The sequence below is a fragment of the Acetobacter sacchari genome (assembly GCF_017377715.1).
Taxonomy (GTDB): domain Bacteria; phylum Pseudomonadota; class Alphaproteobacteria; order Acetobacterales; family Acetobacteraceae; genus Acetobacter; species Acetobacter sacchari.
Window position 1 is genome coordinate 15906 of sequence record NZ_JAFVMF010000007.1, and the last position, 12787, is coordinate 28692.

Below are 12787 nucleotides of genomic sequence, written 5' to 3' on the forward strand. Positions count from 1 at the left end.
GGGTCGGACAAACGCGATGTCCGGTGGGCAGTACTGCGCCCGCCGCTATGGTGGCCGGAGCAACGGTGTGTTTTTTTCGGGAAACCCGGTGGTTCCGCCGCCGCCTTTCGTTACAAATCAACCGGCGCGGCTGGTCGATCACGGATCGGACGCGTCGTAGGGAACGCGGGACGAGACATGTCTAAATAAAAATATATCGTGTTTGTGAGGAAGCCCGGCGGGCTACGCGGGGCAAGCATCGCAAAGCGCTCTCGCCAGTGGCGGTAAATCTGCTTTAATGGTGAAACTGACATTTTGCGCGCCCGTTTCGGGGAAGGGGATACGACAATCTCCGCGCGTTCAACATTAATCGGCCGCAACAATAAAAAAAAGAAAAGCGCAGGACAACAACGTGGCAAAATCAGCACCTCAGACAGTACAGGATGTGTTTCTAGGGCATGTCCGGCGCGGCAAGGCGCCAGTCACTATCTTTCTTGTGAACGGCGTAAAGCTGCAGGGCGTCATCACCTGGTTCGATGCAGAAACCGTTTTGTTGCGTCGCGACGGCCATACGCAGCTGGTCTATAAACACGCCATCAGCACGGTCATGCCGCTGGTGCCAGTGAACATATTGGAGACCGCGACCGGAATTGCGGCGCAGGCGGGCACGGCGGCGCATGTGGAGAACGACGAAACCCTTGCCGACGACATCTACTGACACCACTCCGGCCGCCACCCGGGCGGCCGTCATTCTTCCGTGGGAGCGTCCAGACAGAGATCAGGACGTTCGGGCCGCTGAAGCGCGGCTCGACGAAGCGGTCGGCCTGACGTCCTCCATCGGTCTTGTCGTCGTGTTGAGTGCGGTGCTTCTGCTGCGTGCGCGTCGCCCGGCGACGTTGCTCGGCAGTGGCCAGGTCGAATCGCTCAAAGCAGCGGTCGCGGACAAGGGCGTCGCCGTCGTTGTGATCGACGCACGTCTTTCCCCTGGCCAGCAACGCAATCTGGAGACGGCGCTCGGGTGCAAGGTCATCGACCGCACCGGGCTCATTCTGGATATTTTCGGCGCACGCGCTGCGACGCGGGAAGGAACGCTGCAGGTCGAACTGGCGCATCTGGAGTACCAGCGCTCGCGGCTGGTGCGCCTGTGGACCCATCTTGAGAGACAACGCGGCGGCTTCGGCTTCCTCGGCGGTCCCGGTGAAACCCAGATCGAGGCTGATCGCCGGATGATCGGCGACCGCATCGTGCGTCTGAAGCGCGAGCTTGAGCAGGTGCGGCGCACGCGTGGTCTGCACCGTTCCGCGCGTAAACGTGTGCCGTTCCCGGTCGTGGCGCTGGTGGGCTACACCAACGCCGGAAAGTCCACGCTGTTCAACGCGCTTACTGGCGCGTCGGTGATGGCGAGGGATCAGCTTTTCGCGACGCTCGATCCGACCATGCGCGGCATTGAACTGCCGTCAGGGCGGCGGGTGATTCTGTCGGATACGGTCGGCTTCATCAGCGAACTGCCGACCGAACTGATCGCCGCGTTCCGAGCTACGTTGGAGGAGGTGGCGGAGGCGGACATCATCTTGCATGTACGCGACATCGCCCACCCTGATTCCTCCGCGCAGCGATCGGACGTGCATTCCGTGCTCACCGGCATGGAGCGCGACGGCATGCTGGACGCCGAATGGCGGTCGCGAGTGATCGAGGTGCTGAACAAGGTCGATTTGCTCGCCGAGCCCAGAGCTCTGCCGTATCGGGACGATATCGTGCCGATTTCGGCCATGGCCGGCGATGGGCTGCCTGAATTGATGGAGGCCATCGACGAGCGCCTGACCAGCGCGATGGTCGTCGCCAGCTACAGGTTGCCGATTCACGAGGGCGCCGCAATTGCGTGGCTTTATGATCATGGCGAGGTTCTGGAGCGTGATGACGGCGAGGAGAGAGTCTTCATAACCGTGCGTCTTCGCGACGCCGATAAATCGCGCTTCGCGGTTCAGTTCCGTTCGTTGCTAGCCACGATGGAAGAGGCGCCTGAAGCCTGAAATCGGGTGATCGTCGCCGTGCGTCTCGTCCATGCGGGGCGCACGGCCTCAAGGCGATCACTGCAGGGACGGTTCGAAACCGTAGCTCTGGAAGTTCCGTGCCGAGCACAGTCCGATCAGGAAGCGCCTGACCGGATCAGAATGTTCGCTAAAAAACGAATCTGTGTCGAATTTGCCGGCCGCAACGCGCCTGATTCGCGAGTGGGCCGGGGCTGAGCAATGCAGATGAGGAGTAGATTCACGAAATGCCGTGAATGGGGCAGACTCTGGCGGCGCGCCTCTAGAGAGCCTGTCTCGATCGCTTCTGCGGTCGGGCGATCATTTCCAATGTGCGTGCTGAAAGCGCCGATAGCGGCAGCGAACACGTGCGCGCGCCAAGAGCAACGGGATTTTTTATGCAGGTGTCAAATGACGCCACTGTCTCTAATCGATATAGATTTTTGAAAGTGGCGCGAGTGACGGGGCTCGAACCCGCGACCTCCGGCGTGACAGGCCGGCGCTCTAACCAACTGAGCTACACCCGCTTTTTTCAACGAGCGCCTCGGTGAGGCGTCGTGTTGGCGCGACTTATAGCGGGGATTTCGACGCTGGCAACACCTGTCGGAAAAATTTTTCCAACACGCCGCCGAAACATGGTCGCCCCCTTACTGGGCGCCGGAAAAACCAAGCGCCGTGCGACATGCCGCGAGATCCCACGCGGCGCATCCGACTGTTTTGCACACGACCGGCACACGGGAATCGGGTGGGGCGGCAAGCGCAGAGGCGAGGGGACGGACGCGATTCCAGTCGATCCCGGCCTGAATCAGGTCTCCGGCTTCCGAAGGCGCGCCGTGCGGGTCGTCCACGTAGAGCGCACTGCTCTCAAGCGTCGCAGGGCCAATCTCGGCCATGTCCGGTCGGAAGGCGCCCAATCCCACCACCAGAGCGCCTGCGCGGCCAGGAAGGTCATAGACAGGCTCTCGGGCCGTGGTCGCTATGACGACCGCGTCATGCGTGGCGTCTTGCTGGCCGCGCTCTACGGCTTCGTGGGAAAGAGCGACGCGCGAATCTGTCGCCGCGCGAAGCGCGCGCTCTCGCTCAACCGAGCGGCCTTGCGCGGTTACGCGAATATCCGGCCACAGGGTGAAGAGACCTTCCACATGCGCTTGCGCCTGTACGCCCGTACCAATCAGTAAAACGGAGCGCGGAGGGGCGGGCAACAGACGGCGGATTGCAACGAAGGTGACGGCGGCTGTCCGGCGCGCCGTGACGGTCGGGCCGTCGAGGCTCAAAATCGTGCGGCCGTCGCGGGCGTCGCCGCAGGTCACTACGCCGTGAATCGCAGGCAGATTATGTGCGGCGTTGCCGGGATAGACGGTGACCAGCTTGTGGCAGAATACGTCGGCCGCCGCGCTGGGCATGGACAGCATGACGCCCTCACGGCCCGGAGGCATAAGCGTCTGCCGTTCAGGGCAGAGGATTTTGCCCGCCGCGTAATCCAGCATCGTCGCCTCCAGTGTCTCGATCAACGGAGTCCATGGAAGAAGGGCGGCGGTTTGAGCGGCGTCGAGTATATCCACGGTGTTTGTGTTCCTGGTGCGAAAAGGGATCGGCGCTGGGGTAATCCGTGCTTCAAACGACAGGCGGAAACGCGTCGATAGACAGACGAGGCATCGGAAAGCGCGACGCCCGGACGAAGGGGTGAAAACCGAGAGTTTACCTCAACGACGCCAGCAGGCGGCGCGGGAAACGTCGCGCCGCCGTCTGCGAAAATCGTCTCTGTAAGTGAAATCGAGGCGCCACGCCGCGCTCCGCCGACAGAGAGTTCTGAATGACCGGCCTTAGCCGACGTCGAACGTGACGCCCTGCGCCAGCGGCAGGTCACGACCGTAATTGATCGTGTTGGTCGCGCGCCGCATATAGCCTTTCCACGAATCGGAACCGGATTCCCGCCCGCCGCCGGTCGCTTTCTCTCCGCCGAACGCGCCGCCGATCTCCGCGCCTGACGTGCCGATATTCACGTTGGCGATGCCGCAATCCGACCCGCGCGCGCTGAGGAACAACTCCGCCTCGCGCAGGTCGGTTGTGAAGATGGCGGAGGAAAGACCTTGCGGAACGTCGTTCTGCAACGCGATGGCGTCTTCAAGATCGTCGTATGACAATACATAGAGAATCGGCGCGAACGTCTCGTCCAGCACAGGGCCGTCGTGCACCGGCGTCTCCACCAGCGCGGGGCGTGCGTAGAACGCCTGCGGGGCGCCGACGTCGACCCGCTCTCCGCCATGCACCGTCGCGCCGAACTCCATGGCCGCCGCCAGCGCCTCCTGCATACGCTCCAGTGCCGCGTGGTCGATCAACGGCCCCACAAGATGCCCATCCAGCGGGCTGCCAACGCTGACCGAAGAGAACGCGGCCTTCAGCCGCGGCACGAAAGCGTCATAGACGCTGCTATGGACGAACAGACGGCGCAGCGTGGTGCAGCGTTGCCCGGCCGTGCCCATCGCCGCGAAGGCTACTCCGCGTAGCGCCAGATCGAGGTCGGCGGACGGCGTGACGATCGCCGCGTTGTTGCCGCCCAGTTCGAGAATCGCCCGTCCGAAGCGGCTCGCCAGTTCACGTCCAACGATGCGCCCCATTTCGGTCGACCCCGTGGCCGAGACCAGCGGGACTCTCGGATGGGCCACCAGCGCCGCGCCGGTCTCCCGCCCGCCGACCGCAAGCTCCGCCAACCCGTCCGGCGCTGCGTCGCCGCTGGCGTTGAAACGCTTGATCGCGCGACGGAGAATCGCGTCCGTCGCGATGGCGGTCAGCGGCGTCTTCTCCGAAGGTTTCCAGACGACAGAATCGCCGCAGACCAAAGCCAACGCCGCATTCCAGGCCCAGACCGCAACAGGGAAGTTGAAGGCGGAGATGATCCCGACCACGCCGATCGGATGCCATGTCTCCATCATCCGATGCTCCGCGCGCTCCGTAGCGATGGTCAGGCCGCAGAGTTGCCGTGACAGACCGACCGCGAAGTCGCAGATGTCGATCATTTCCTGCACTTCGCCCAGCCCTTCGGACGGCGACTTGCCGACCTCGATCGAGACCAGCCGTCCCAAAGCGTCCTTGTTGGCGCGCAGTTCCTCGCCGAGCAGTCGAACAAGCTCGCCGCGCCGGGGCGCGGGAATGCGACGCCATGCGAGGAAAGCGGCGTGCGCGCGCTCGATTGTGGCGTTCGTTTCTTCAGCTGTAGCTGAGGCTACATGTCCGAGCATCTGTCCGTTGACCGGAGACCGGACGGGGATCGCTGCGCCCTGCGCGGAGAGGCGTCGCTCATCAACCCCGAGGCCGGAGAGCAGATCGCGCGTCTGTGTGGCGAGGTCGAGCGAGGCGATGTCGGACATGGTTTTTCCTCCGGGTTTCCCCGTGACAAAACGAAAACGGGACGACTGTGTCCAGAGCCGTCATCACAGGCGGCGTCTGGCGCGTGGTTGCAGTGTGACGGACGCTGGGTGGCCGGAATGTTTAAGTCCGGCTGCGTCGCCTATCTTGCCAGAATATTTCTGGGCAAATGAGAGTCCGCGGCCGAGATGCGAGGCGACCCCTGATGTTTTAGCTCTCGTTATGGATAAGGTCCGCAAGAAGCGTAGGCGCACGCCGGTTCAGTCGGATGGTTCAAGACAGCGGTCTCCCCGCGCCCGACTTTCGCCGCTCAAACATCGCGCCGAAACGGAGTGCGCCCTACCGGGCACGCCGGGCTCCAGCGAAATGTCTGAGACCGGAGCCTGCCGCATAGGCCAGCCCCCGCAATCCGCGTAGCACGTCCGGTTCCGGAAGATTCATGACCGGCAAAGGAAGTTCGCTGTCTGGCGTATGGCCGGCCGTCATGTCCGCAAGGACGCGCCCGAAGGTCGTGCCCGGCGCAATGCCGCGTCCGTTGTATCCGGCCATCGCGACGACGCCCGGTGCCAGACGGTGCAGGCGCGGCAACCGCGTTGCGGTCACGCCGATGGAGCCGGACCACTCCGTTTCGAAATCCACGCCTGCGAGATGAGGGTACAGGCGAGTCACCTCGCGGCGCGCCCAGTCGCGATGGACAGCCGCGTCCCACCGTCCCAGGCCGCCTACGCTGCCGAAGACGAGGCGCCCTGCGGCGTCCATGCGAAAGGAACTGAGCACGGATCGCGTGTCCCAGGCTCCGTGGCCTTCGGGCAGGATGCGGGCGCGTATTGACGGCGATAGAGGCGCGGTTGCGACGTTGAAGTAGGGCAACGGCGCCAGAGAGTCCGAGATCGCGGCGAATGGACCGGTGCTGTAGGCGTTGGTCGCGACGATGACTTTCGCCGCGCGAACCTGTCCGCGTGGCGTGTCTATGATGTGCCGGTCTCCCGATTGCATCATCCCGGTGACAGGAGAGTTCACGAAAATCCGTGCGCCCGCGCCAATTGCGGCGTCGGCGAGACCGCGCGCATAGGCCAGAGGCTGCACCGTCCCCGCGCGCCGGTCGAGCAAGGCGCCCTTGTAGTCGCAGGACCCGATCAGCCGCGCCGTCTCCTGTGCGTTGAGAAGGCTGACCGGTGCCCCCCACCGCGCCCACTGACGCGTCCGCTCCGCCAGATCGGACAACCCCCGCTCGTCCGGCGCGCAATGCAATGTGCCGACGCGCGTCGCCTCGCAGGCGATGGCGTGCGTCGAGATCAGGTCGAACACCAGATCCGGCGCTTGTCCGAGCATCGTGAGGAGCCGCTGGCCGTAGATCGGCCCCAGAACGCCGGGGAAATCTTCAGGTTTCACCCACATTCCGGCGTTGACCAGCCCGACGTTGCGCCCCGATCCGCCGAAACCGATCTGTGCGGCTTCGACCACCACTGGCGCATAACCCGCCTGCGCCAGATGCAGCGCGGCGGACAGACCTGTGTAACCCGCGCCGATGATGACGACGTCGGTGTCTATCGTGGAATACAGCGCCTCGGCGTAGGGCGCGGGAGGCGCGGTGCGTTCCCAAAGTCCGTGTGAGCGTAAATCGGTCTGCATCGGCGCGGCCGTCCCAAACTTTGAAAACCGAAGCAGCATCACACGGTTTTCATTACGCCGCCAGAGCGTCTTATTTTTGTCTCATAGTGGCGTCGCCGTGTTCCAGGGGGTTGTCAGTGCGTATTGATTATTTCAAAGTGTAACTTATCAATGCGGGATTTGGGTGATCAACGCCCGAAACCTCGGAAGCCGCAGGAGACGCGTTTTGAAGTCAGGCCAGACCGGCGCTTACGTTTCCCCTGATGAAACTTTAACGCGTATTCGTAAGATTCTCTTCAGAACGGCGTTATGTTGCGTCGCCATCGGGCTGGCTGCCTGCGAGGATGGCGGCGAAGGGTGCAGCGTGGAGCGGCTCGGACCGCTTCAGGTTCTGAACACGAGAGGCGTTCCGATCGTAAAAGTGACGATCAACGGCAAGCCCGCAGCCATGATTGTCGACAGTGGCGCAGGCATGTCGGGCGTGTCTTCGTCCGTCAGGGCGTTCGATGTGGCATATACCGGAGCCACGACTCTGGGTTCCGGGATAGGGGGTATGTCAAGGTTCCCTGTTATGTCGATCGCGGAACTCGGGATGGGAACCGCGACGGCGCGGAACGTCCAGATGATCCAGACCGATCAGAAGTTTGGCTCGATCGGGGGCGTGCCGATTGTGGGTCTGTTTGGAGCTGATTTTCTTTCCAACTACACAGTGGCGCTGGAACTGCCCCATCTGACAGTCAATCTGTATCGCCTGCATGAGTGTACGGACGAAAAAGAGCGGTGGGAAAAGGAGTTCGACCCCGTTCCCTTCACTATCGACAATGATCGCCATGTCGAGATCAGCATGAAAATCAACGGCGCGCCGGTAGACGCCATCCTCGACAGCGGGGCGGCCGGCACGACGATTCTGCCCGAAGACGCGGCGCGCGCGGGCGTGACGAAATCGATGCTGGCGGCTGATCGCGCGGTGTCGTTAATCGGTGTGGACCAGAACGCGGTACACGGCTGGCGCCATAAATTCCAGACATTGCAAGTTGGGAAAGAAATTTTCTCCAACCCGACTTTTATGATCGCTCCAATGGAGGTCTCAACCGCCTTATTGGGCGCCGATTTCCTGCGCCATAACTCGGTGATGATATCCTACCGGTATCGGCGCGTGTACATCCGCAACGACGACATTCCCGTCGATGGAACGCCGCCCAAATAGCGGCGCTCTTGTCGGAGAGTGCTGGCGTCAGGCGTCAGCGGCGGCGGAAGCTTCCAAAGTGACCGCCACCGCGTGCACGACCGCAGCGATGCGCGCGGCCGTCTGAACCTGCTCGCTGGTCAGGCCGCCTTCGCGCACGGCGCGTTCGTGGCTGCGCACGCACATTTCGCACCCGTTGATCGCGGACACGGCCAGCGACCAGAGCTCGAAATCAACCTTGTCCACGCCCGGCTTGCCGATCACGCTCATCCGCAGCTTCGCCGGGAGGTTTTCGTAATCGCCGCCCATGAAATGGGTGAAGCGGTAATAGATGTTGTTCATGCCCATGATGGCGGCGGCGGATTTCGCCGCGGCCAGTGCTTCAGGCGATAGCTTCGCGCCGAATTCCTCGATCACCGCCTTCGTGAACTCGTCGTTGCGCGAGGCGATGGCGCTGGCCACGAACGTGCCGGCCAGTTGCTGTGCGGAGAGCGTGGCGTCGTTGGCGAGCGTCCCGAGGTTGAGACGCAGGTCCTTGGCGTAATCGGGAATCCGGTCCTTGAGTGCTTCGAATGACATGATGGTCTCCTGCCGAATAGCGGCGGATGGCGGCGTATGCGCCGACAGGTAACGGGAAGGGGTTTGATCGCCCTTGCCGCATCGGACGCCGGTCGTCCGATCTGGCAAGGGCGCTTCGGCGCGCCGTAGCCAACGCCGCAGGGCGGGCGCCGGCGCGTTGGCGACGAAGGACGGGGGGACCCTTCGTCGCCGGTCGTCTTCCTTGCGGAATCAGACCTTCAGGAAGTCGTCGCCCTGCTTCCAGTTGCACGGGCAGAGCTCGTCGCTCTGCAGCGCGTCCAGAATGCGGACGATTTCCTGCGGGTTACGGCCGACCGACAGGTCGTTGACCGACACATGGCGGATGATGCCCTGCGGATCGACGACGAACGTGGCGCGCAGGGCGACCCCCGCGTCCTTCGCCAGAACGCCGGTCTGCTCCGAAAGCTCACGCTTGATGTCGGCGAGCATCGGAATCTCGAGCTTGTTCAGGTCCTCGTGGTGGAGGCGCCAGTTTAGGTGAACGAACTCGCTGTCGATCGACACGCCGTAGACCACTGCGTCACGGTCGGCGAATTCCTTGTGGAGCTTGCCGAACGCCACGATCTCGGTCGGGCAGACGAAGGTGAAGTCTTTCGGCCAGAAAAACACGACTTTCCACTTGCCAGCGTCCGACGTGTCGGAAATCTGAACGAAATTGCCTTTCAGGCCTTCCGGACCGCCGGGGACGGAGGCCAGGTCGAATGAGGGGAACTTGTCGCCTACGGTAAGCATGAAACGCTCCTCGCGCTTGAAGTGGCACATGGCGCGTCGCCGGACGGCGCCGCGCTCTGGACGTATCTATGGCGGCGATTGTCTGATCATGCCAATGAATAATTTATCTCAGGATGATTGAAATATTCGATGATGACGCGGTGTCGTCATTGTGGTGTACTAACTGCTTGTCCCTGCGTCCGATGCTTCGGTGTTTTCGAAAGCTTCCGCCTTGGTGCGAAGGCGTGGTCCATTGAGCGCGCTGCGGCCACCGCGCCGACAGGTCTTCGCCGGAGCTTAGGCAACCGAGCGCGCCGGCCGTTCTTTTGACGTCATAAGGCAGGATGGATGCATCTTCCGCTCGCCAGACAGAGTGAGTGCGGCGCACTCTTGTCCATAAAGACGTAAGAGCCGATTTCTGGGTCATCGTCTGGCGGCCGGTTCTGTTCGTTTGCTACCGCTTTTTTCATATCTGAGCCGCACCGGAGGCGTTTTCATGCAGGCGCTGCCCTCTCCCCAGCAACTCCGATACCTGATCGCACTCGCGGAACTGCGGCATTTCGGGCGCGCCGCGGCGGCCTGTTCCGTGACGCAATCCACCCTTTCCGCCGGATTGCTTGCGCTGGAACGTCAGATGGACGCGCAGCTGCTCGACAGAGATGTCGGCAAGCGTGTGGTCTTCACCCCGCTGGGAGACGAGGTCGCCCGTCGCGCACGAGTGGCGCTGGACGCACTGGAGGCGATTCCCCTGATTGCGCAGGCCGCGCGTGCGCCCATGCACGGCCCGATGCGCATGGGCGTGATCCCGACGATCGGGCCATTTCTGCTGCCCCGCCTCGTCCCGCTCCTGCGGGAGCGGTTCCCGGGCATGAAGCTCGTGCTGACCGAGGACGTGACCGAGCGGTTACTGGAAAAGCTGTCGAAGGGACGGCTGGACGTCCTGCTTCTCGCCATGCCGTGCATGTGCGACGGGTTGGAGACAATTCCGATCTGGCGCGACCCGTTCGTGGTTGCTGCGGCGTCGGGACACCCGTTCGCGATCAATATGGCGGACGTTCCGCTGGACCGGCTGCAATCTGAGCACATGGTGCTGCTGGAGGACGGGCATTGCCTTCGGGAGCAGACTGTCGACGTGTGTCGTCAGGGCGGAAGCTGGAGTGGCGAGGAGAGCGAGACTGCGCACACGGCGTCCTCCCTGCATACTCTGGCGCGAATGATCGGGCAGGGTCTGGGGGTCGGGTTGCTGCCGCGCATGGCGGTCGATTCGGGTGTTTTGAATGGCACGGGCGTCGTCGCGCGTTCCATTGAAGGCGGGCAGGCCTGGCGGACAATCGGCGTCGGCTGGCGCGCCAAGTCGCCCCGAGCAGCCGATTACCACGCGCTTGCCCAGGCGTTGCGTGCGCTAGCCCCCGGCGATACGCCTGTTTCGGCCGAGGGGGATCTGGTTGTGACGACCGCCGCAGAAGGGCTTGAGGCCGCCGTATAGCCGTTGTTATCCGGCGGCTACACGCTAAAAAAGCGCGCTCGGCCGCAGTCAGGGTTTGACTTTGGCGCGGGGGCTGCTTATGTCGCTCCACTTTCCGTTTCACGACGCCTCACGGCGTGCTGATTAAAGAGACCCGTTATGAAGATCAGGAACAGCCTCAAGTCGGCGAAAATCCGCGACAAGGACTGCCGCGTCGTTCGTCGTCGTGGGCGCGTCTACGTCATCAACAAGAAGAACCCGCGTATGAAGGCTCGTCAGGGCTGATACCGGTTTCCTTTTCCTTGGTGATCAGGATTACGTCGACCCGCCATGTGGCTCTCCTGAAAGAGCCGTATGGCGGGTTTTCGCGTTCTGAGGCCCGGACTCTGGCGGGGCGCGCGCTTCTGCCAGCCTTGCTGCTGACAATGTGGTGCGGGTATGCCGCAGCCCAGACGCCTGCGCCGACCCCGCACGCCAGCGGTCATACGGATGCGCCCGCTCCGCCGGGTAAACCGGCGACTCCGTCTGCGAAGGCGTCGGACCGTCGCGATGCGTTGGTGAAGGCTCTCGCGCAGGCGCACGACGAATCCGAGGCGACGGCGATAGCGGCGCAACTGGAAGAGATGCGTAGCCACGGCCTCGCGCCTGCCACGATGCTGTTGCTGCGGCGGGCCAATCGGGAACTGTCTCAAGAGAAGCCTGGAGACGCCATCGAGGATCTTGGTGCAGCGCTGGCGTTGCAGGGGGACGCTGAAATCCTCTGGCGTCTGCGGGCGCAAGCGCGTCTCGCCACGGGCGACACCGACGGCGCCATCGGCGATCTTGGTGTGGCGCTACAACACGACCCGGATGATGTCGGCGCCTGGCAACTTCTGGCGGCGACCGAAGAACAACGCGGAGACGGGCAGGCGGCGCTGAAAGCGTGGCGGCGCGCTCTGGAGCTTGATCCGAAAATGCCGGGCGGCGCGGCGCGTGAGGACAAACTGAAACTGAAGGCGTTCGGTCGGCCGACCTGAAGGTTCTGTCAGTTGCGAGCCGTAGCGCTATAGAGAACCCGCGCGACGCTCTGCGGGGCAGGCCGTATCCGCGCAAGCGCAGCGGGATACGGCCACCGGACGTCAGTCGTTCGCCCCTGATGTGTTGCGCGAGGCTTCGAAGAGGAACCATGTGCGGCGCTCGGTCTCGTCGATCCAGTTCTCCAGCAGGCTGGTTGTCGCGCAATCGCCAGCATCGCTGGTCAGTTCATGCACGGCGCGCATTTCGGTGGTGAGCAGCTTGTTGTCCTGACACAGCTCTGCGAGCATATCCTGCGCATCAACGTATTCAGCATTGTTGTCAGAAATACGCTGAAGTTTCGATATTTCGCTGATGGAGTGAAGCGTGGTCCCGCCGATCTTGCGCGCACGCTCGGCGATCGGGTCAGTCATTGCGAAAATCTGATCGCTCTGCTCATCAAGCAACAGGTGGTAGTCGCGAAAATGGCGACCGCTCATGTGCCAGTGAAAATTCTTCGTCTTGAGGTAGAGCGCGAACACGTCTGCGAGCAATGCGCGTAAAGAAGCCGAGATATTCTCGACGTTTTCAGCGCCAAGATCGGAGGGCGTGCCCAGAAAGTGATGAATTTGAGCCGCCTTCGCTGCGGCCGGCTTTGACTTTGATGTCTGTGCTTTCGCCATTTTTGCGGTCCTTGAGCATCTTCTGCAGCCGCCCGTAGCGGGCGACTGTGTTCAGGGCGTTCACCTGAAGCCTGCGGCGCTTGCGCGTCGCCGCTCGTCGGTTACGAGGCTCCCGCCCGAGACTGATGTCAACGCAGGACAGTTATTCGTGGCGCGTGTAACTGAG

General features: G+C 62.8%; 13 protein-coding genes and 1 tRNA gene. 6 read left to right on the plus strand and 8 right to left on the minus strand.

Annotated features, from left to right (window positions below; translation table 11 throughout):
- The first annotated feature begins 391 nt into the window (after positions 1 to 391).
- Together hfq and hflX are read left to right on the plus strand one after the other, a co-directional pair.
- Positions 392 to 697, plus strand: coding sequence for an RNA chaperone Hfq (hfq, locus tag J2D73_RS07445; protein WP_207880984.1), 306 nt, complete (start codon positions 392 to 394; stop codon positions 695 to 697).
- Positions 678 to 2009: a GTPase HflX gene (gene hflX / locus J2D73_RS07450; RefSeq protein WP_243429763.1), complete on the plus strand. Its 1332-nt coding sequence runs from the start codon at positions 678 to 680 to the stop codon at positions 2007 to 2009. Before hfq ends, hflX begins: the two co-directional genes overlap by 20 nt.
- Before the next feature lie 447 nt (positions 2010 to 2456).
- On the opposite strand, the gene J2D73_RS07455 is transcribed toward hflX, so the two are convergent.
- The 5 genes from J2D73_RS07455 to J2D73_RS20710 form a co-directional block, all read right to left on the minus strand.
- A tRNA-Asp gene (locus tag J2D73_RS07455) sits at positions 2457 to 2533 on the minus strand.
- 120 nt (positions 2534 to 2653) lie between these two features.
- Complete coding sequence (locus J2D73_RS07460; protein WP_341535047.1) at positions 2654 to 3568, minus strand: delta(1)-pyrroline-2-carboxylate reductase family protein; 915 nt, start codon at positions 3566 to 3568, stop codon at positions 2654 to 2656.
- A gap of 261 nt (positions 3569 to 3829) precedes the next feature.
- The gene (gene amaB / locus J2D73_RS07465; protein WP_207880986.1) at positions 3830 to 5374 is read right to left on the minus strand and encodes an L-piperidine-6-carboxylate dehydrogenase; all 1545 of its coding nucleotides are present in this window, start codon (positions 5372 to 5374) and stop codon (positions 3830 to 3832) included.
- Between the two features lie 337 nt (positions 5375 to 5711).
- Positions 5712 to 7004 carry an NAD(P)/FAD-dependent oxidoreductase gene (locus J2D73_RS07470; protein ID WP_207880987.1) on the minus strand — a complete coding sequence of 431 codons (1293 nt, stop codon included), beginning with the start codon at positions 7002 to 7004 and terminating at the stop codon, positions 5712 to 5714.
- A gap of 363 nt (positions 7005 to 7367) precedes the next feature.
- A complete protein-coding gene (locus J2D73_RS20710) occupies positions 7368 to 7511 on the minus strand; it encodes a hypothetical protein (protein WP_243429792.1) in 144 nt (47 codons plus the stop codon).
- Here J2D73_RS20710 and J2D73_RS07475 point away from each other — a divergent pair.
- On the plus strand, positions 7456 to 8190 hold the full coding sequence (locus J2D73_RS07475; protein WP_243429774.1) for a retropepsin-like aspartic protease family protein: 735 nt from the start codon (positions 7456 to 7458) through the stop codon (positions 8188 to 8190). The two genes, J2D73_RS20710 and J2D73_RS07475, sit on opposite strands and share 56 nt — an antisense overlap.
- Positions 8191 to 8217: 27 nt before the next feature.
- Here J2D73_RS07475 and J2D73_RS07480 read toward each other — a convergent pair whose 3' ends face one another.
- Positions 8218 to 8748, minus strand: coding sequence for a carboxymuconolactone decarboxylase family protein (locus J2D73_RS07480; RefSeq protein WP_207880989.1), 531 nt, complete (start codon positions 8746 to 8748; stop codon positions 8218 to 8220).
- 210 nt (positions 8749 to 8958) lie between these two features.
- On the minus strand, positions 8959 to 9501 hold the full coding sequence (locus J2D73_RS07485; RefSeq protein ID WP_207880990.1) for a peroxiredoxin: 543 nt from the start codon (positions 9499 to 9501) through the stop codon (positions 8959 to 8961).
- A 475-nt stretch (positions 9502 to 9976) separates the two neighbouring features.
- Between J2D73_RS07485 and J2D73_RS07490 the strand changes: the two genes are divergently transcribed.
- From J2D73_RS07490 to J2D73_RS07500, 3 genes are all read left to right on the plus strand, one after another.
- Complete coding sequence (locus tag J2D73_RS07490) at positions 9977 to 10966, plus strand: hydrogen peroxide-inducible genes activator (protein WP_207880991.1); 990 nt, start codon at positions 9977 to 9979, stop codon at positions 10964 to 10966.
- A gap of 138 nt (positions 10967 to 11104) precedes the next feature.
- The gene (ykgO, locus tag J2D73_RS07495; RefSeq protein WP_025886195.1) at positions 11105 to 11230 is read left to right on the plus strand and encodes a type B 50S ribosomal protein L36; all 126 of its coding nucleotides are present in this window, start codon (positions 11105 to 11107) and stop codon (positions 11228 to 11230) included.
- 20 nt (positions 11231 to 11250) lie between these two features.
- Complete coding sequence (locus J2D73_RS07500) at positions 11251 to 11961, plus strand: tetratricopeptide repeat protein (RefSeq protein WP_341535054.1); 711 nt, start codon at positions 11251 to 11253, stop codon at positions 11959 to 11961.
- A 102-nt stretch (positions 11962 to 12063) separates the two neighbouring features.
- On the opposite strand, the gene J2D73_RS07505 is transcribed toward J2D73_RS07500, so the two are convergent.
- Entirely contained in the window at positions 12064 to 12621 is a 558-nt protein-coding gene (locus J2D73_RS07505; protein WP_207880992.1) for a Dps family protein, read from the minus strand.
- Between the last annotated feature and the right edge of the window lie 166 nt (positions 12622 to 12787).